At 48.3% G+C, this 19,206-nt stretch carries 15 protein-coding genes; 10 read left to right on the top strand and 5 right to left on the bottom strand.

Translation table 11 applies throughout. The features are described from left to right. Positions 1–12: 12 nt before the first annotated feature. From E7Z59_RS01655 to E7Z59_RS01640, 4 genes are all read right to left on the bottom strand, one after another. Positions 13–2,472: a ligase-associated DNA damage response DEXH box helicase gene (locus E7Z59_RS01655; protein ID WP_136334550.1), complete on the bottom strand. Its 2,460-nt coding sequence runs from the start codon at positions 2,470–2,472 to the stop codon at positions 13–15. Continuing rightward, positions 2,469–4,052 carry an ATP-dependent DNA ligase gene (locus E7Z59_RS01650; protein WP_136334549.1) on the bottom strand — a complete coding sequence of 528 codons (1,584 nt, stop codon included), beginning with the start codon at positions 4,050–4,052 and terminating at the stop codon, positions 2,469–2,471. Before E7Z59_RS01650 ends, E7Z59_RS01655 begins: the two co-directional genes overlap by 4 nt. Continuing rightward, a complete protein-coding gene (locus tag E7Z59_RS01645; RefSeq protein WP_136334548.1) occupies positions 4,049–5,080 on the bottom strand; it encodes a ligase-associated DNA damage response exonuclease in 1,032 nt (343 codons plus the stop codon). The genes E7Z59_RS01650 and E7Z59_RS01645 overlap by 4 nt, the downstream gene beginning before the upstream one ends. Before the next feature lie 75 nt (positions 5,081–5,155). Further along, the gene (locus E7Z59_RS01640) at positions 5,156–5,608 is read right to left on the bottom strand and encodes a ferritin-like domain-containing protein (protein WP_136334547.1); all 453 of its coding nucleotides are present in this window, start codon (positions 5,606–5,608) and stop codon (positions 5,156–5,158) included. Positions 5,609–5,994: 386 nt separating this feature from the next. Here E7Z59_RS01640 and E7Z59_RS01635 point away from each other — a divergent pair, with 386 nt between their 5' ends. The 10 genes from E7Z59_RS01635 (at position 5,995) to E7Z59_RS15390 (ending at position 18,480) form a co-directional block, all read left to right on the top strand. After that, complete coding sequence (locus E7Z59_RS01635) at positions 5,995–6,549, top strand: 30S ribosomal protein S16 (protein WP_136334546.1); 555 nt, start codon at positions 5,995–5,997, stop codon at positions 6,547–6,549. 8 nt (positions 6,550–6,557) lie between these two features. Beyond that, positions 6,558–7,082, top strand: coding sequence for a ribosome maturation factor RimM (gene rimM / locus E7Z59_RS01630; RefSeq protein ID WP_136334545.1), 525 nt, complete (start codon positions 6,558–6,560; stop codon positions 7,080–7,082). Positions 7,083–7,101: 19 nt separating this feature from the next. Next, on the top strand, positions 7,102–7,818 hold the full coding sequence (locus E7Z59_RS01625) for a tRNA1(Val) (adenine(37)-N6)-methyltransferase (RefSeq protein WP_136334544.1): 717 nt from the start codon (positions 7,102–7,104) through the stop codon (positions 7,816–7,818). A gap of 378 nt (positions 7,819–8,196) precedes the next feature. Then, positions 8,197–9,939: a GMC oxidoreductase gene (locus E7Z59_RS01620; RefSeq protein WP_136334543.1), complete on the top strand. Its 1,743-nt coding sequence runs from the start codon at positions 8,197–8,199 to the stop codon at positions 9,937–9,939. Between the two features lie 10 nt (positions 9,940–9,949). Next, positions 9,950–10,663, top strand: a complete 714-nt coding sequence (locus tag E7Z59_RS01615) for a gluconate 2-dehydrogenase subunit 3 family protein (RefSeq protein WP_136334542.1) — start codon at positions 9,950–9,952, stop codon at positions 10,661–10,663. Positions 10,664–10,754: 91 nt separating this feature from the next. Further along, complete coding sequence (locus E7Z59_RS01610; RefSeq protein WP_136334541.1) at positions 10,755–11,933, top strand: acyl-CoA dehydrogenase family protein; 1,179 nt, start codon at positions 10,755–10,757, stop codon at positions 11,931–11,933. A gap of 700 nt (positions 11,934–12,633) precedes the next feature. Further along, positions 12,634–13,848: a DNA polymerase IV gene (gene dinB / locus E7Z59_RS01605; RefSeq protein ID WP_136334540.1), complete on the top strand. Its 1,215-nt coding sequence runs from the start codon at positions 12,634–12,636 to the stop codon at positions 13,846–13,848. Between the two features lie 280 nt (positions 13,849–14,128). Then, a complete protein-coding gene (locus tag E7Z59_RS01600) occupies positions 14,129–14,515 on the top strand; it encodes an endonuclease domain-containing protein (RefSeq protein WP_136334539.1) in 387 nt (128 codons plus the stop codon). Positions 14,516–14,848: 333 nt separating this feature from the next. Then, a complete protein-coding gene (locus tag E7Z59_RS01595) occupies positions 14,849–17,809 on the top strand; it encodes a DNA polymerase III subunit alpha (RefSeq protein ID WP_136334538.1) in 2,961 nt (986 codons plus the stop codon). A gap of 476 nt (positions 17,810–18,285) precedes the next feature. Then, entirely contained in the window at positions 18,286–18,480 is a 195-nt protein-coding gene (locus E7Z59_RS15390; protein ID WP_242015632.1) for an endonuclease domain-containing protein, read from the top strand. A 134-nt stretch (positions 18,481–18,614) separates the two neighbouring features. Here the strand turns inward: E7Z59_RS15390 and E7Z59_RS01585 are convergent, their stop codons facing one another. Next, positions 18,615–19,130, bottom strand: coding sequence for a DUF456 domain-containing protein (locus E7Z59_RS01585; RefSeq protein WP_136334537.1), 516 nt, complete (start codon positions 19,128–19,130; stop codon positions 18,615–18,617). Positions 19,131–19,206 lie beyond the last annotated feature (76 nt).

Here is a 19,206-nt window from a genome sequence, read left to right as displayed (position 1 = left end):
CAGGAAACAAGCCTATTTCTCGAACTGTATTTGCATTTTTCGAATCCGGTCAGACAGCTTTTCCGAAGAGAGTTTTTCCCGCAACCGGTCGGTAATGATAGGGAAGGAAAAGGGGGTGGGCTTTTCGCAATTTTTCCAAATAACCTCCTGGGTGCGTATGCGCTCCAGGGCTTGTGCAAGCCGGCCTTCTTCCAAAGAGTGTTCGAAGGTTTCTCTGAAGGCCTGCAGGTACAACAGGTTATCCTGTTCGAAATCGCGAAACACGTTAAAAAATAGTTGCGAGCTGCTTTGCAGGTGTTTGCTTTTTAGCTGTTTATCGGGATAGCCCTGAAATACCAATCCTGAGATCACCCCGATATCCCGAAATTTTCTTCGGGCCATTTCGGTGGCATTCAAACTTTTCTCCAGGTCGCTGTGTAAGTAAGAAGGAGAGAAAAGATCGTTGTCGATCACCTGTTCAATATTGATCACCTGGTCAGAGAGGAGCTCGAACCCGTAATCGTTAAAGGCAATGGAGAAGCTGATTGGGTCGAGAAGGCTGATGCGGTAGGCCAGTAAACTCGCCATAGCCTCATGTACAAACCGTCCTTCAAAAGGATAAAAGATAGCGTGATACCCTTCCCGGGTCTTAAAGGTTTCAATGAGAAATTCTCCCGGCCCCGGTACGATAGATTCTCTCTGCTGTCGTTCAAATACCGGAGCCAGGGCTTTCAACTCCGGCGACAATTGAGATCCGGGATCGTTGGCCAGGTATAATTCACTTCTCAGTAGGTCGCTCATCTGTGAAGAGAAGCTCATCCGTCCACCCATCCAACTTGGTACCTTGGCGGTTTTCTTTTTAGATCGTTTTACCAGTACCTGCATTTGTTTGATACGAAACAGCTCGAGGTTTCTTCCTGCAAAGGTGAATACATCTCCCGGTTGGAGTTTAGAGATGAACCATTCTTCGATCTGCCCCAGGTAACCCCCCTTCATATATTTTACGGTAAGCATGGCATCGCTTACAATGGTCCCGATAGAGAGTCGGTGGCGCATGGCAACCCCCCTGTTGTTCACTTTAAAAAGTCCGTCCTCCATCACTTCCACCTTGCGATATTCGTCGTATTCCCGGAGCGATTGGCTTCCCATGGTTATAAAGTTCAAAACCCATTGCCATTCTTCCTCGGTAATGCCCTGGTAACAGAAGGTTGATCGGATCTCCCGGTAGATCTCTTCAGGGTAGAATCCGTCAGAAACAGCCAGGGTGGTCAGATATTGAATAAGCACATCGAAACAAAGCAGGTAGGGTGTTCGGTCTTCCACGGCCTTTTCTTTTACAGCCTTTTTCAGGGCCGAGGCCTCAATGAGTTCTATGGCGTGGGTGGGTAAAAACCAGATCTTACTCTCTTTTCCTGGTTGATGCCCACTGCGTCCAGCCCGTTGGAGAAAGCGGGCTACCCCTTTGGGGCCACCAATCTGAATAATGGTTTCTACCGGGGCGAAGTCCACACCGAGGTCGAGGCTGGAGGTGCAGACCACTGCCTTGAGACTGTCATTTCGAATGGCCTGTTCTACCCATAACCGGGTTTCTTTATTGATACTCCCGTGATGCATGGCGATCTCTCCGGCAAATTCAGGGTATTTAGAGAGGATGGCCTGGAACCAGATCTCACACTGGGCACGTGTATTGGTGAAAAGGAGGGTAGACCGGCTTGCTTTTAAAATAGGGATTACTTCATCCAGGAGATGAATTCCCAGGTGACCCCGCCAGGGGAATTTTTCCATGGCCTCCGGAATGATGGAAGAGACTTTGATCTTTTTTCGGAGTTCAGCCTTGATCATCACAGAATTTTCTAAGGCTGTCGACCCGGGACCCAGAAGCACTTCACGAGCCTGTTCGAGGTTGCCTATGGTGGCTGAGATACCCCAGATGCGAAGGTCTTTGCAAAGGGTCTTCAATCTCGAAAGCGCCAATTCTGTTTGCACCCCCCGCTTGCTGCCCAGCAGTTCGTGCCACTCGTCAGCCACAATGGCCCGGCAATTTCGAAATTGTTTTTCGTAGTTCTTTGAGGAAAGCAATAAATGCAGACTCTCGGGGGTGGTAATAAGCAGGTCGGGCATTTTTCTGCGTTGTGCGGCCCGCTCCTTTTGGGAGGTATCCCCGGTGCGGATGCCGACTTCAATATCCAGTTCAAGACCTTGAGCAAATTCCCGTGTAGCCTGGGCAATCTCCAAAGAAAGGGCCCGAAGGGGGGTGATCCAGATAGCCTTTACCCCGGTGTTTTCTGATCTGGTTTTCCCGGGATAGTGTTTTAACGAAAGGGCTATGGGCACCCAGAGGGCAAAGGTCTTTCCACTTCCCGTAGGGGCGTTTAATAAACCATGTTTGCCGTTAAGCCATGCGTTCCAGGTTTCTTTCTGAAAAGGAAAGGGTTTCCAACCGTGCTGCTTAAACCAGTTTTCGGCCTCGACGATGATCTTCTGATGTTTCATAGAAAGGCTTTAAGGTCGTTGAGGGTATTGGCTTCTTCCGGCTTTTTGTCTTTTCGCCATCTCAGCATTCTCGGAAACCGTACGGCCACCCCGCTTTTATGCCTGGAGCTGGGGGCGATACCTTCAAAAGCGATCTCAAATACGAGCTCAGGGGTAACCTGCCTTACCGGGCCAAAACGATCGGTAGTGTTCTTCTTTACAAAGCGGTCTACCTCCCTGAACTCGGCATCGCTGAGCCCTGAATAAGCTTTCGCAAAGGTGACCAGTTCTCCTTGATCCCATAGTGCAAAGGTGTAGTCGGTAAAAAGGTTGGTACGCCGGCCATGGCCACGCATGGCATAGGTGAGCACGGCATCGATGGTTAAAGGGTCAACCTTCCATTTCCACCAATCTCCTTTTTTTCGCCCTACCCCATAAGAGGCCTGCCTGGATTTGATCATGAGGCCTTCACTCTCTGCCTCCCTGGCGCCATCGCGTAGGGCAGAAAGTTCTTCCCAGGAATTAAAGGGTAATAATGGCGACAATGCTAACAGGTCCTGTTGGTCTGGTAGTTGCCTTAAAAGTTGCTCCAACAGGGAGCGTCTTTCCTTCTGCGATCGCTGTCGAATATCTTTGCCTTCCCATTCCAGGAGGTCGTACACCATCATGAAAACCGGATTTTCTTCCAGTAGTTTTTTACTGACGGTCTTTCGCCCCAGTCTTTTTTGAAGATCGTTAAAAGAACCCAGGGTATTTCCTTTTCTAACCAGGATCTCTCCATCGAGAACAACCCCATCTGGCAAAAAGGAAGATAACCCCTCCAGCTCCGGGAATTTATCGGTAACCAGTTCTTCCCCCCGGCTCCAAACAAAGATTTCTCCGTCTCTGTAAATCAGCTGTCCGCGAATCCCGTCCCATTTATATTCTGCCATCCATTCCGTAGGGTCTCCAAGTTGGTCCGGAGCGTCTTCAAGAGCATAGGCCAGGTAAAAAGGGTAAGGCCTGCTTTTTTGCGCTTCCTTTGAATCGCTGTATACCAGGTCGTGGAAGGTGGTGGTCTCAGGGGTCCAGTTGCCCATGAGCTTATAGGCCAGGATATCTTCTTCCTGCTCGGTGGCCCTGGCCAGGGCCCGGGTCATGAGTTTCTGACTGATCCCAATGCGAAACCCTCCGGTAAGGAGTTTGGTAAAGGCAAAACGCTCGTAATGGTCAAAGGTCATCCAGGTATTGCTGAGATATTCTTTTTGCTCTTCTTCCGGTAACGACCTCAGGGCGATCAATTCCTCCATGCGTTGATGAAGGGAGATGGTTTCTGCCTCAGGTTCTCCGGGAATGACCAGGGCGATGGTTTCGGCCAGGTCGCCTACAATATGATAGGATTCTTCAAAAAGCCAGAGCGGAATGGAAGCCAGTTCTGAGGCCCACTCTCTCAGCCTGGTTGTATTTACCGGGCGCTTCGGTCTTCGGTGAGACAGTAGGGCAATGGTCCATAGCCTGTCCTTCGGCTCGGCCGTAGAAAAATATTCGCTCAGGTATTTCACCTTTTTATTGGTGCTGTTGGTGCTGTCAAGATCTTTTATGAGGAGGGCAAAATCTTTCATTCAACAGTGGTATCTGAGGTAACTTTTTCCTGTTCTTCTGCGGTGTCGCCTTCGTATTCGGTAGACTCTGCCCGGGCATCCAGCCCCATCTCTTCCCTTAAATACCGCGAAAACACCTCTGTATATCCGTGGGTGGCGATCACCCTTTCACATCCTGTTTCTTTGACCGCCTGTAACAGTCCGGGCCAGTCGGCATGATCAGAAAGCACAAAGCCACGATCAACAGCCCTTCGTCGGCGGGCACCCCTGAAAGCCATCCACCCACTGGCAGAAGCCGTTACGAAAGGGGTGAATTTGCGAAGCCAGACGCTGCCATGGGTGCTTGGGGGTGCAATGATGAGGTTGCCGGCAATTTCAGCTTTCGGAGTGTCTTTGGTGATCTGTATAGTTGGAGGTAACTCCGTAAAGGAGCGCAGTATTTCGGTCATATTTTCAATAGCCCCATGAGTATAGATCTGACCGATGTCTGGATTTAAATGTTTTAGCAACCGCTGGGCCTTGCCGAGGGAATAAGCGAAAAGGACGGAGGTTCTTCCATCAGCTTTATTATGCATCCACCAGGTATTGATATCGTCAAATACTTCCTCCTGGGGTCTCCAGTTAAAGGCCGGAATACCAAAGGTGCATTCAGAAATGAAACCATGGCATTTAAGGGGCTCCCAGGGAGTGGAAATGCCGTCGTTTTCCAATTTGTAATCACCGGTAAATACCCATACCTCTCCCTTATGCTCCACCCTGATCTGGGAGGAGCCCGGAATATGTCCTGCCGGATGAAAACTGAATTTAACGTTATTGATGGTCAGGTCTTCGCCCCATGCAATGCCTTTCGCATTGATATTGCCCAAACGATGTTCAATGATTGGTTTGTTGTGGTGATGGGTTATGTATTGCTGATGCCCCCAACGGGAATGATCAGAATGACCATGGGTGATCAAGGCCTTTTCTACGGGCCTCCACGGGTCGAGATACACCCCGGCGGGCGGACAGTAGATGCCCTTTTTAGTGAATCGTAATAATTGACTTTTCATAGCGTACGGAAGTTACGAAAAAGCCATAAAAAACCCGGGCGTAATGCCCGGGCTGTCAAGCTTATTTATTTAAGATCAGGAAGCTACTTCTTCAAAGAGCTTCACCTTGTTCATTGTTCTTTTAATGGCCGCTCTGTGCTCGATCAAAAGTTCTGCTGTTGTTGGGGGTAAGGTGCGCTGATCTTCCAGTATTTCATTGTATTCTTCAATGATCCTGTTTTCTTCTTTTAAGCATTCCTCTAAGACCACCTCTACTTTATTCTGCGATAGCAGGGCTTTTAGGTTGGTCCAGAATTTTACGGTGTCTCCTCTGAAAGAACCACTGTCTTCCGGGATCTGTCCGTAGCTCAGGATCTCTCTGCGCAGGTCGCGGGCAAAATCGCCTCGTTGCTCTGCGGTTCGCTTAAAGAACATTTTAATTTCAGGTTCTTCGACCTTGTTCATTGCGTTTAAATATTCTTTTTCAGCGTCATATGCCTTCACAAGCAGAATATTTAAACGGTCTGACATTTGTTTAGTAAACTTCATGTGTATTCTGCTTTAATTGGTTCGTTAATTAATGTTGTTGACTATCAACAACGCATATTTAATATAATGGATAAGAGGCTTATTATCAAATATTTAAGAGGGTTTATCATTAATTTAACGACTAATGTTAAGAACTGTTAAGGGTTTTACGTGTTAAAAATACGTTACGAGTGACGGGTCACGGGTTACATTGTTGGAAGGAGCTGTTAGTAGGGCATTAAAATTATAACCCGTACCTCGTACCCCGTAAACTCGTAACCCCAAATAAATCCCTCACCCTGAATTTTTTAATGCATTTAAATAGAAGAATAATAACTTTTTAGTTTATATTTGCACCCTCAAAAAATTAATAATCGGGGTCGTGAACCCCACCAATTAATGTAATTATGCCTGTTAAAATCAGATTACAGAGACACGGTAGAAAAGGGAAGCCTTTTTACTGGATCGTTGCGGCTGACAGCCGTGCAAAAAGAGATGGTAAATTCCTTGAAAAACTTGGAACTTACAATCCAACTTCTAACCCGGCTCAGATCGAACTTGATGTAGACGGATCTGTTGAGTGGTTAAGAAACGGTGCTCAGCCTACTGACACTGCTAAAAGAATTCTTTCTTACAAAGGAGCTATGCTGAAGCATCACCTTCTTAAAGGTGTTGATAAAGGAGCTCTTACCGAAGAAGAGGCAAACAAGAAATTTGATGCCTGGTTGGAGGAGAAAGCAGCTAAAGTAACTTCTAAAGTTGAAGGTCTTGCTAAGGCTGAAGAAGAAGCGAAAGCGAAAGCTCTTGAAGCAGAGAAAGAAGTAAATGAGAAGCGTAAAGCTGCTGCTGCCGAAGCTGAGGCTGAAGCTAATGCTGCTGAAGAAGCTGCTACCGAGGAAACCGCTGCTGAAGGTGAAGAGCCTGCTGTAGAAGGTGAAGAGAACAAAGAAGCTGAAGCTTAAATTTTTTTATGAGAAAAGAAGACTGCTTCTATCTCGGTAAAATAGTTAGAAAATACAGCTTTAAGGGTGAGGTCTTAGCCAAATTGGATACAGACGAACCCGAACTCTACAAAGATTTGGAATCAGTGTTTGTTGCCATGGGCAACAACCTGGTTCCTTTTTTTATTGAAAGATCTGCCCTGCATAAAGGGACCCTCTTGCGAATGAAGCTCGAAGAGGTCGATACCGAAGCCGAGGCCGATAAATTACTCATGTCAGAGCTCTACCTGCCAATGGAAATGCTTCCGGAACTGGGCGATGATCAATTCTATTTTCACGAGATCACCGGGTTTGAAATGGAAGATGAGAACTTCGGACACGTAGGTATTATTGAAGGGGTGAACGATTCTACAGCACAGGCCCTTTTTGAGGTGAACCGGGAAGGAAAGCAAGTGCTTATTCCTATGAACGACGAGTTTATCGTGAAGGTAGACCGTAAGAAGAAAAAGATCATAGTGCGTACCCCTGAGGGACTCATTGATCTTTACCTTTAATCGTTTAATCAATTTACAGATGTCAGCCACACCTTTCAGGTTTAAGCAATTCGATATCCATCAGGACCGTTGCGCCATGAAGGTAGGTACCGATGGCGTCTTGCTGGGAGCATGGGTTTCTTTGGAACACCGTCCTCATGCCATTCTGGATATTGGAGCCGGCACCGGACTCATCGCCCTGATGCTGGCACAACGATCGGATGCTATGCTGATCGATGCCCTGGAAGTAGATGATGATGCCTTTGAGCAATGTGTTCAGAACTTTGAAGCCTCTGACTGGAACGACCGCCTGTTCTGCTACCACGCCGGATGGGATGAGTTCGTAGATGAGATGGATGACACCTACGACCTTATCGTTTCCAATCCGCCTTTCTATACGGCCGATTACAGGGCCGAAGAAGATAACAGGGCGATGGCACGCTCCAATTTCTCCCTTCCATTTGAAGAACTACTATCAGGAGTACCTAAATTCCTGAATCCGGGGGGTGTGTTAGCCATGGTGGCACCCTATGCTGAAGAAGATAAGATCATTAAGCTCGCAGCACAGGCCGGACTTTACCCGAAACGACTAACCCGTGTTAAAGGACATGCTGAGGCACCTTTTAAAAGAACTCTTTTTGAATTCAGTTCTGAGGAGTCAGCACCCGAAACCGGAGAATTGGTGATCGAGAAGGAACGACATGTGTATACAGAAGACTATATTACCCTTACCAAGGATTTCTACCTGAAAATGTAATTCCGATGCCCTCTCCAGATTTTTGAAATTCAGATTTCTCAGGAATGGGATATCGGAATAAATATTATAATAACAATGGGTGCCTTCCCCTGGTCAGGGGAAGGTGGCGCCGGCTATCGAGAGTCAGCGAGGAGTCGGGGACGGAAGGGGTTGTATAATTTATGCTTATTTCAACCCACCCCGGATCGAGACGAAGTCTCGCTCCACCCCTCCCTGTCCAGGGCGGGGAGCCTCCTTTTATTTCACAAATCATCCCTGTTATCCTGTCTCCCATGTTGCCCACATACTCTCAGATGTCACTGAGCGATTTTTCCTTAATTAGTTGTGCGAAACGAATAAAAATAGGATATTTTAGGCTGTCTTAATATGTAATAGCCTATGTCTTTTCAGATCAAGAAGAATGCCTCGGTTTATGATATTTGTATCGTAGGATCAGGGGCCGGAGGAGGAATGGCCGCTAAAGTGCTTTCTGAAGCCGGTTACAAGATCGCTCTCATGGAAGCGGGTCCACACTTCGATCCTGCCAATGCCGAACAACAAACCCAGTTAAAATGGTCGTATGAATCTCCCCGAAGAGGAGCAGGAAGTACCCGCGCCTTTGGCGATTTTGATATGGCCTACGGAGGATGGGAGATCGATGGAGAACCCTATACCCGAAAGGATGGCACCAAGTTCGATTGGTTCCGGTCACGCATGCTTGGCGGACGCACCAACCACTGGGGTAGAATATCCCTGCGATTCGGTCCGCTGGATTTTAAGCGAAAAGATTTCGATGGCAAAGGAGAGAACTGGCCTATAGGCTATGACGATATAAAACCCTGGTACGATAAAGTAGATAAGTTTATCGGGGTGTTCGGTACCAAAGAAGGATTGCCCAATGAGCCCGATGGTTATTTTCTGCCCCCACCAAAACCACGGCTTCACGAAATGTACCTGAAAAAATACGGGGAGCAAATGGGACTTCCGGTAATTCCTTCCCGACTTTCTATTTTGACAAAGAGAATAGATAACCGCAGGGGTGCCTGTTTTTTCTGTAATCAATGTTCCCGTTCCTGTACGATCTATGGAGACTTCTCATCTTCTTCGGTGTTGGTAAAACCTGCCCTGGAGTACGATAATGTAGACCTTTTTGTGAATGCCATGGTAAGGGAAGTGCTGACTGATGAGAATGGCAAGGCTACAGGGGTAAGCTTTATCAATAAGACCGATATGGAAGAATATCAGGTAAAGGCCAAGGTGGTTATTCTTGCCGCCAGTGCCTGTGGTTCGGCCCGTATCCTGCTGAACTCCCGATCAGAGAAATACCCTAACGGTTTGGGGAATTCCAGCGGACTCATCGGGCACTACCTTCACGATTCTACCGGTGCAGACAGGGCGGCACTGATCCCATCGCTCATGGACAGGAAACGCTATAATGAAGATGGTGTTGGAGGGATGCACCTTTATGTGCCCTGGTGGATGAAGGATGCGAGTAAACACGGATTTACCAGAGGTTACCATATCGAGTTCTGGGGAGGTATGGGTATGCCGTCTTACGGTACCGGATTTGGGATGGAAAATCTCAATGGCCTGGTACCCGGGAAAGATGGAAATATGAAGAAGGCAGGAGGCTATGGCGCCGGATTGAAGGATGATGTGAGACGTTTTTACGGAGCCGTTGTCGGGATGTCAGGAAGAGGCGAGAGTATTCCTCAAAAAGATAATTACTGTGAACTGGATCCCAATGTGGTAGACCAGTATGGAATTCCGGTATTGCGTTTCCATTACAAATGGACCGATGAAGAGCGCATGCAGGCCAAACATATGCACGATACCTTTGAAGAGCTCCTAACCAATATGGGGGGAATCTTACTGGGTGACAGACCCGGTGCTGATCGTGACTACGGATTGCACAACCCGGGAAGGATCATTCACGAGGTGGGAACCACCCGTATGGGCGATGATCCCAAATCATCAGTAGTAAACCGTTATAATCAATTGCATGATGTAGACAATGTCTTTGTGATGGATGGCGGACCCTTCGTGTCTCAGGCCGATAAGAATCCGACCTGGACCATTCTGGCCCTGGCCTGGAGGGCGTCGGAATACCTGGACCAGGAGATCAAAAAAATGAACGTTTAAAGAAAGCAGTATGGACAGAAGAAAAAGTATTAAAGCCATGTTTGCCGGGACCGTGACTTCCGGGTTCATGTTTTCAGGATGTCTTACCGATAAGGAAGCTGAAGTAACAGCCACCGATATTTCAGAAGGAGAGATCGTTGCCGGGGGAGGCTATGGTAGAACACCCGAAGAGCTGGCCAGAGATCAACGCCTGATGAGCGAAACCTTCTTTAACGATCACGAAATGGCTACCATAGGTGTATTGGCCGATCTGATCATTCCTGCCGATGAGACCTCAGGGTCGGCTACCGATGCAGGAGTGCCTGATTTTATCGAATTTATTGTAAAAGACATGCCCTGGCAGCAAACCCCGCTTCGGGGAGGCCTGATGTGGCTTGATTATGAGAGCAACAAGCGCTATGAGGCGGATTTTATAAAAGCTTCAGAAGAGCAGCAAAAAGATATTTTAGATGATATTGCCTATCCTGATGAGGTAAAACCCCAGTTTGAACATGGGGCAAGGTTCTTTTCTCGCATCAGAAACCTGGTCGCTTCCGGATTTTTCACCAGTAAGATGGGAATCGATGACCTGGGTTATATGGGTAACGTGCCCAATGTCTGGGATGGGGTGCCACAGGATGTACTGGAAAAACACGGACTGGAATACGACAAAAAGATCCTTGAGCAAAGCATTAAACCGGAGGAGCGCAACGAGATTGCCAACTGGGATAATTACGAGGTGTAGGTCTTCTAATATTAATGTTAAAAATGTAACATTATGCTATTGTAATGTTATATTTCATTGTATACCTTTGAAGACCTAAATTGTGAAGACTATGAAACCAGACCTATTTGAAGCGCCCGATTATTACCAGATCGATGACCTTTTGAGTGACGAACATAAATTGGTTCGCGATGCTACCCGTCAGTGGGTAAAACGCGAAGTATCTCCTATTATAGAAGATTTTGCCCAAAGGGCAGAATTCCCGAAACAGTTGTTAAGCGGACTCGCTGAAATAGGTGCCTTCGGACCTTATATCCCTGAAGAATACGGAGGAGCCGGGTTAGATCAGATTAGCTACGGACTCATTATGCAGGAAATTGAAAGAGGCGACAGCGGAATTCGTTCTACGGCTTCGGTACAATCATCCTTAGTGATGTACCCGATCTTCGCTTACGGATCTGAAGAACAAAAGAAAAAATACCTTCCTAAGCTGGCCACCGGTGAGATGATGGGATGTTTCGGATTGACCGAACCCAACCACGGTTCCAACCCCGGGGGAATGGAAACCCGTTTCAAGGATATGGGCGATCATTACCTGTTGAACGGAGCCAAGCTCTGGATCTCCAATTCTCCTTTTGCTGACATTGCAGTGGTATGGGCCAAGAATGAAGAAGGGCGAATTCATGGACTCATCGTAGAACGCGGTATGGACGGATTCTCTACTCCGGAAACCCATAACAAATGGTCGTTAAGAGCCTCGGCTACCGGGGAGCTTATCTTTTCGGATGTAAAAGTGCCCAAGGAGAACCTATTGCCAGGTAAGAACGGACTCGGAGCTCCGCTTGGATGTCTTGACTCTGCCCGTTACGGGATCGCCTGGGGCGCAATCGGAGCAGCCATGGATTGCTATGATACGGCTCTGAGATATGCCAAAGAAAGAACCCAGTTTGGCAAGCCTATTGCAGGCTTTCAGCTGCAGCAAAAGAAACTGGCCGAAATGATCACCGAGATCACCAAGGCTCAGCTCCTGGCGTTACGTTTAGGACAATTAAAGAATGAAGGTAAGGCTACTACGGCCCAAATCTCTATGGCCAAGCGAAACAATGTAGATATGGCCATCAAGATCGCCCGCGAAGCGCGACAGATGCTGGGCGGGATGGGCATCACCGGCGAATACAGCATTATGCGCCATATGATGAACCTCGAAAGTGTGATCACCTACGAAGGTACCCACGATATCCACCTGCTCATTACCGGTGCCGACATCACCGGGATACAGGCATTCAAATAAAAAATGCGGCTTACGGGCCGCATTTTTTATTTGAGTTATAAGGTTATGAAGTGAACGTCATTGCGAGGAGACCTTCAGGTCGACGTGGCAATCTTTTGATTTTAGCTTTCTGCTAATAAGCCCTCCCCTGCAAAACCAATGGTGTTGCTTTCCCCTCCCGAAGGGAGAGGAGTATGGGCTTCTCATGATCATGTTTATTTTGAAAACGAAATATTCCCCTCCTTTCCAAGGGGGCTGAGCGGTAAAAATGGTCCGGTGGACCATTTTCGCGATAGAGCCAGCCTGCGCGCTGGGGAAGGACGGGGTGGTTCTTCGTCTTTGCGAGCCACGCTATGCGTGGCGTGGCAACCTGCCTGGCATGCCACGGCAGACAGGTCTCCCGAATCGGGTACTACAGTCCAATTTATAGGCTAATACTCATTTCTGTATCCATAAAAAAGAAGATCCTGAGCCCTGTCTTGCAGGGTGAAGGACCTCATGAAGTTATCTCCGTGCTAAATGAAATCATCCTTTTCTAAAACTGAAGTGGTGTAATCGGGAGATTGCCACGCTTTATTTCATAAAGCTCGCAAAGACGATAGTATTCAAGATTTTTCTGTCTACCTACCGGTCTACCCGCTTACCCGTCTACCTATTTTAACAAATTTGACACCCCACCATATTGGAATAATTCCTAATTTTGGGAAAAATTCCATTCAAAATGAGCAGGACCATTCTTCATCTCGACCTCGATACCTTTTATGTGTCGGTAGAGCGCCTCATCGACAGCAGGTTGAAAAAGAGACCCTTACTGGTGGGTGGCACCAGCGATCGTGGGGTGGTGGCCGCCTGTTCGTATGAGACCCGGGCCTTTGGGGTGCACTCGGGTATGCCGATGAAAATGGCCAAGCAGCTGTGTCCGGAGGCCGTGGTCATCCGTGGAAATGCCGGGGTGTACAGTAAGCACTCTGATATGGTCACCGATATTATCAAGGAGCAGGTACCCCTCTTTGAAAAGTCGAGTATCGATGAGTTCTATGCCGACCTCTCGGGGATGGACCGGTTCTTTGGCTGTTATAAATATGCCTCCGAGCTGCGCCATACCATTATCAAGGAAACAGGTCTGCCGATCTCCTTCGGACTCTCGGTGAATAAGGTGGTCTCTAAGGTGGCCACCAACGAGGCCAAACCCAACAACCAGCTCAAGATCGACTACGGATTTGAAAAGCCCTTCCTCGCTCCGTTGTCGATCAGGAAGATCCCCATGGTGGGCGATAAGACCTATCAGACCCTGCGAAACCTGGGGCTCAAGCAGGTAAAGACCATACAGGAAATGCCGCGGGATATGATGCATTCGGTACTGGGCATGAACGGGGTGACTATCTGGGACCGGGCCAACGGGATCGATACCTCTCCTGTGATCCCTTTCAATGAACGCAAGTCCATTTCTACCGAGCGAACCTTTGATAAGGATACCATTGATGTGGCCAAACTCAGGGGTATCCTCACGGCTATGACCGAGAACCTGGCCTTTCAGCTGCGAAGAGGCAATAAGCTTACGGCCTGCGTGGCGGTCAAGGTGCGGTACTCTGACTTTAATACCTATACCAAACAGTTGCGTATCCCGTATACCAGTGCCGACCATGTTTTGATTCCGACCATCCTTGACCTTTTTGATAAGCTGTACAACAGGCGGCTGTTGGTGCGTCTTATCGGAGTGCGCTTTAGTCACCTGGTAGGGGGTAATTACCAGATCGACCTTTTTGATGATACCCAGGAACGTCTCAACCTCTATCACGCAATGGACAAGATCCGGGAACGCTTCGGCGAACGCAGTGTGCTCCGTGCCGCCGCCATGGATGCCCGAACTATCGGTCGTATGTATAATCCGTTTAACGGGCAGCCGCCACCCGTGCTGGCGCATCGGAAACAATAGTTAGTGGTGAGTCGGGAATCCCGCGCTGCGGGATTAATTATGAATGATGGATTATGAATTGTGGATGAGTAAAAGTGTGAAAAAATAAGGGGCTCCTTCCCCTAGACAGGGAGGGCCGAGCGTGAAGAAATGGTTTAGTGAACCATTTTAGCGAAGGAGCCAGATGGCGCATGGGATGCAGTGTCGAAGGCGATGACGGAAGGGGTGGATGGTTGTCGCATGTGTGTTCAACCCACCCTGCCCTGGACAGGGCGGGGAGCCCTTTAAGGTTAAATAATCAATGAAAATAATAGGTGTGAAAAACAGAAGGTTGCATAATCATAATCCCTCCAGAGACTTCAGGAGGTTTTTAAGGAGACGGATGACTCCTGCGGAGACATATTTATGGGGTTTTCTTAAAAGTAAAAAGCTGGAAGGACGGAAGTTTCGAAGGCAGCATGGAATAGGGAAATATGTGGTTGATTTCTATTGTCCGTCAGAGCGTTTGATAGTTGAACTAGATGGGGAGGTTCATTTTGGAGATGATCAAGTGACAAGCTATGATGAAAAAAGAGCCGCTTATTTTGAAAGGCTTGGAATACGGGTTCTTCGGTACGAGAACAAGTTTGTGTTTGATTATCCAACCTGGGTGTTGGAAGAGATAAAAGAAAATTTTAATAAAGATTAATAATAAAAGGGGGCTCCTTCCCCTAGACAGGGAGGGCCGAGCGTGAAGAAATGGTTTAGTGAACCATTTTAGCGAAGGAGCCAGATGGCGCATGGGATGCAGTGTCGAAGGCGATGACGGAAGGGGTGGATGGTTGCCACATGTATGTTCAACCCACCCCGTCTCAGGATTCTATCCTGAGACACCCCTCCCTGTCCAGGGCGGGGAGCCCATTTTTGTTATTTCAACTATGGACTACCCATAACCCCCTGCCTATCTACCTGGCATGCTTGGCAGACAGGCTTAACCCGTACCCCGTACCTCGTAACCGCATAACTGTATAACTGCATAACCGTGTATTTAAATTGCCACACCTATTACAGCCTGCGTTTCGGAACTTTCTCCGAGACCGACCTCCTGGCCCTGGCCCGGGAGATGGAGGCGGGCTGCATTGCCCTGACCGATATCAACAACACCTCGGCCTGCCTCAATTTTGTGCGCAAAGCCCCGGAATACGATATACGTCCCATACTGGGCATCGATTTCCGGAACGGGGTCAAACAGGAGTTTGTAGCCCTGGCAGCCAATAATCAGGGCTATTATGAGCTCAATAATTTTCTCTCAGACCACCTGCACAGGGAGGTGTCCTTCGGTAAAAAGGCTCCCGAATTCAGAGATGCCTTTGTGATCTATCCCTTTGAAAAAGTGCTGGAGGAGGAGATGACCCAATTCAATGACAGGGAGTTTATCGGGATCTCGGTGGCCGACCTGCGCAAGCTTCCCTTTTCCTGCTATATCAAAAACTATCGCGATAAGCTGGTGGTGCAGCAACCGGTGACCTTCAGGAACAAAAGGGATTTTAATGCCCACCGACTGCTTCGTGCCATCGGGAATAACATCCTTCTGAGCAAGCTTCCCAAAAGTGAAGAGGCCTCAGAAGACGAACGCATGTACCCGGTTTCTAACCTGGCCATGGCCTTCAGGGAGTACACCTTCATCCTCGAAAACACCCGCAGGCTGATGGAGGCCTGCAGTATCGATTTTGACTTTTCTGATACCAAGCCTATGCAGAATCAGCGCACTTATACAGACAGCGAAGAGGATGACTGGAAAATGTTACAGGAACTCACAGAAAAGGGTTTGCCCTACCGATACCCTGAGGCCGGGCCGGAGATCAGGGAGCGTATCGAGAAGGAACTTACGGTGATCCGTCAGATGAACTTCGTTTCCTATTTCCTCATTAACTGGGATATTGTGAGTTATGCCAAAAGCCGGGGATATTTTCATGTGGGGCGGGGTAGTGGGGCTAACAGCGTGGTGGCCTACCTGCTGGGTATTACCGATGTGGATCCAATGGAGCTCGACCTCTATTTTGAGCGCTTCATCAACCTCTACCGTACGAGTCCGCCCGATTTTGATATCGACTTCTCCTGGCGCGACCGCCAGGATGTGACCCGCTATATCTTTGAGCGTTTCCCGAATGTATCGCTTTTGGGTGCCTACGTTACCTTTCAGTACCGGGGGGTAGTGCGAGAGTTGGGTAAGGTGTTCGGACTGCCAAAAGAAGAGATCGACCGCCTGTGTGAAGAGCGTCTGGTGATGAAAGATCTCGATCAGACCGCCCAACTGGTGATGAAATACGGGAAGCTCATCCACGGCATGCCCAATTATGTAAGCATCCATTCCAGCGGCATCCTGATCAGTGAAAAACCCCTGCATTATTTCTCGGCCACCAATATGCCGCCTAAGGGATTTCCGACCGTGCAGTTCGACATGCATATCGCGGAGGATGTGGGCTTGTATAAATTTGATATCCTCGGCCAGCGCGGACTCGCCAAGATCAAGGAGGCCATTGCCATTATTGAAGACAACCGCCCCGATGCCCCTCTTTTTGATATTCACGATATCCGGAAGCTCAAGCAGGATAGCAAGATCAATACCATGGTAAGCCGGGCCCAGTGTATGGGGTGTTTTTATGTGGAATCACCCGCCATGAGAATGCTGCTAAAAAAACTGGAAGTGGATAATTATTTGAGCCTGGTGGCGGCCAGTTCCATCATCCGCCCCGGGGTGTCTAAAAGCGGGATGATGCGGGAGTATATTCTGCGCCACCGCAATCCGGAACGCCGTAAGGAGGCTCATCCTGTCATGCAGTCGATCATGCCCGATACCTATGGGGTCATGGTTTACCAGGAAGATGTGATCAAGGTGGCCCACCATTTTGCCGGACTCACCCTGGGGGAAGCCGATGTGCTGCGACGGGGGATGAGCGGAAAATACCGATCCCGGGAGGAGTTTAAGCGGGTGGAAGATAAGTTTGTAAGCAACTGCCGGGAGAAAGGGTATGATGAAAAACTGATACAGGAGGTGTGGCACCAGGTGGCCAGTTTTGCCGGCTATGCCTTTGCCAAGGGCCACTCGGCCTCTTATGCGGTGGAGAGTTACCAGAGCCTTTTTTTGAGGGCCTATTTTCCTCTGGAGTATATGGTGGCGGTGCTTAATAACGGGGGTGGTTTTTACCGTACGGAGATCTATGTACACGAAGCCCGGATGCTCGGCGGGATGATCCATGCTCCCTGTGTGAATCGCAGTTTGCCCCAGCATGTGATACGCGGCAAGGATATTTACCTGGGACTGCTGGCCCTGCAGGAACTGGAAGAACGTACGGCCGTAAGGATCGTTCGGGAACGCGAAAGTGATGGCGAGTATACCTCTCTTGATGATTTTGTAGACCGGGTATCTATAGGTATCGAGCAGCTCTCTATCCTGATTCGTATCAATGCCTTTAGGTTTACCGGGGTCGATAAGTACGAGCTCTTATGGCATGCCCACTTTAAACTGGGGGTCAGTAAGAAGCCCGAACTCCAGCAGCGCCTTTTTCGTCCGCCCCACCGAAATTTCGACATCCCGGTGCTCACCACTACCGATCTGGAAGCGGCCTTTGACCAGATCGAGCTGTTGGGGTTCTGCCTTTGCAGTCCGTTCGAACTGCTCAAAGAAGCTCCGCTGAATGACCACGGGGCCGCCCACCTCGAAGAATTTCTAGACAGGAATATTGATATCTACGGTTACCTGATTACGGTAAAACGCACCAGGACCCAGCACGGCAAGGAGATGAACTTCGCTACCTTTATCGATCAGGCCGGGGAGGTGTTTGACTGTACCCTCTTTCCGCAGGTGGCTGCCAAATATTATTTCCGGGGGAAGGGCATCTACCGCCTCTACGGCAAGGTGGTCAGCGAATTCGGGTTTCTCAGTATTGAAGTCATCAAATTGCGAAAGGAAGATTATGTGGAAGACCCGAGGTATAAATAGATGAAAGAATCAAGATGAAAGAGCAAAGACAGTCCTTCGTCTTCACGAGGGATTAATCATAAATGATCGTCTTTGCGAGTCCCGCCAAAGCGAGACGTGGCAATCTCCTGACAGCATGGGCGATTTTGAGTTTGGGTTCGAATCGTCTTTATGAAGGGGCCGGATGGCGCATGGGATGAAACACTTAGGCGTAGACGGAAGGGGTTGTTTTAACTAGACTTATTTCCACCCACCCCGTCTCGAGACTAGGTCTCGATCCACCCCGCCCTAACCAGGGCGAGGAGCCTTTAAAGTTGATAATTAATAGAACAAAAAAATGGAAAATAAGAAGGTTCATAATCCTGATCGTTCCAAAGATTTCAGGAAGTATTTAAGAAGTCGAATGACTCCAGCGGAAACTTACTTATGGGGGTTTCTCAAAAGAAAAAAAACTCGAAGGAAGAAAATTTCGAAGACAGCATGGAATAGGAAAGTATGTGGTTGATTTTTATTGTCCATCGGAATATTTAATCATTGAATTGGATGGACAGAATCATTTTGAAAATGATGATGTTGCAGATTATGATGAGGAAAGAACCACATATTTTAAAAGTTTAGGTATGACGGTTCTTAGATACGAGAACAAGTTTGTTTTTGATTATACGTTATGGGTTATAGAAGAGATAAAATAAAATTTCCGTAAATATTAATACTTAGGGAGGCTCCTTCCCCTGGTTAGGGGAAGGTGGCAGTGCCGAAGGCGCTGACGGAAGGGGTTGTTAGCCCTTAAACAATAATGAACCCGTACCTCGTACCCTGTAACTCATCACCCTCCAAAAGCGAATATCTCCCCCCTGTAAACCCACACCTTCCAGAGAAAGATCCCTAAAAAGACCACGGCGATCACAAACTTTAAAAAGGTTCCGGTAATAAATCCTATAAAAGATCCAAAGGCGGCCTTGAAGGCTTGCTTATGTCCGGCCTTGTTGAGTAGCTCGCCCACCAGGGCGCCAATAAAGGGCCAGATGATGATCCCGAACAATCCTAATACAGGAAAGATCAGCGCCACGATCAACCCGATGGTGGTACCCCAAATCCCGGCTTTGGTACCCCCGTAACGTTTGGTGCCTGCAATGGGGATAAAGTAATCTAACACTACGACCCCTATGGCAAAGAACAGGGTGATGCCCAGCATCCACCAGTCCATAGGGATGCTCCTGGTGAGATAGAGCAATAAGAGTCCGACCCAGCTCAGGGGCGGACCCGGAAGAGCGGGAAGAAAGCTCCCGAAGATCCCGATAATGACCAGCAGCAGGCCTGTGATCAGCAGAAAAATATCCATAGAGAGGTTTGTTACAGGACGAAATTAATCATTCTTTGTTACATTTTTTAACTAAAAGATTAGTTTAAACTAAATA

This window comes from Robertkochia marina (assembly GCF_004799345.1).
In the GTDB taxonomy this organism is placed as follows: Bacteria; Bacteroidota; Bacteroidia; order Flavobacteriales; family Flavobacteriaceae; genus Robertkochia; species Robertkochia marina.
Note: the sequence above shows the minus strand (reverse complement) of the source record. Positions and strands in the feature narration are given on the sequence as shown.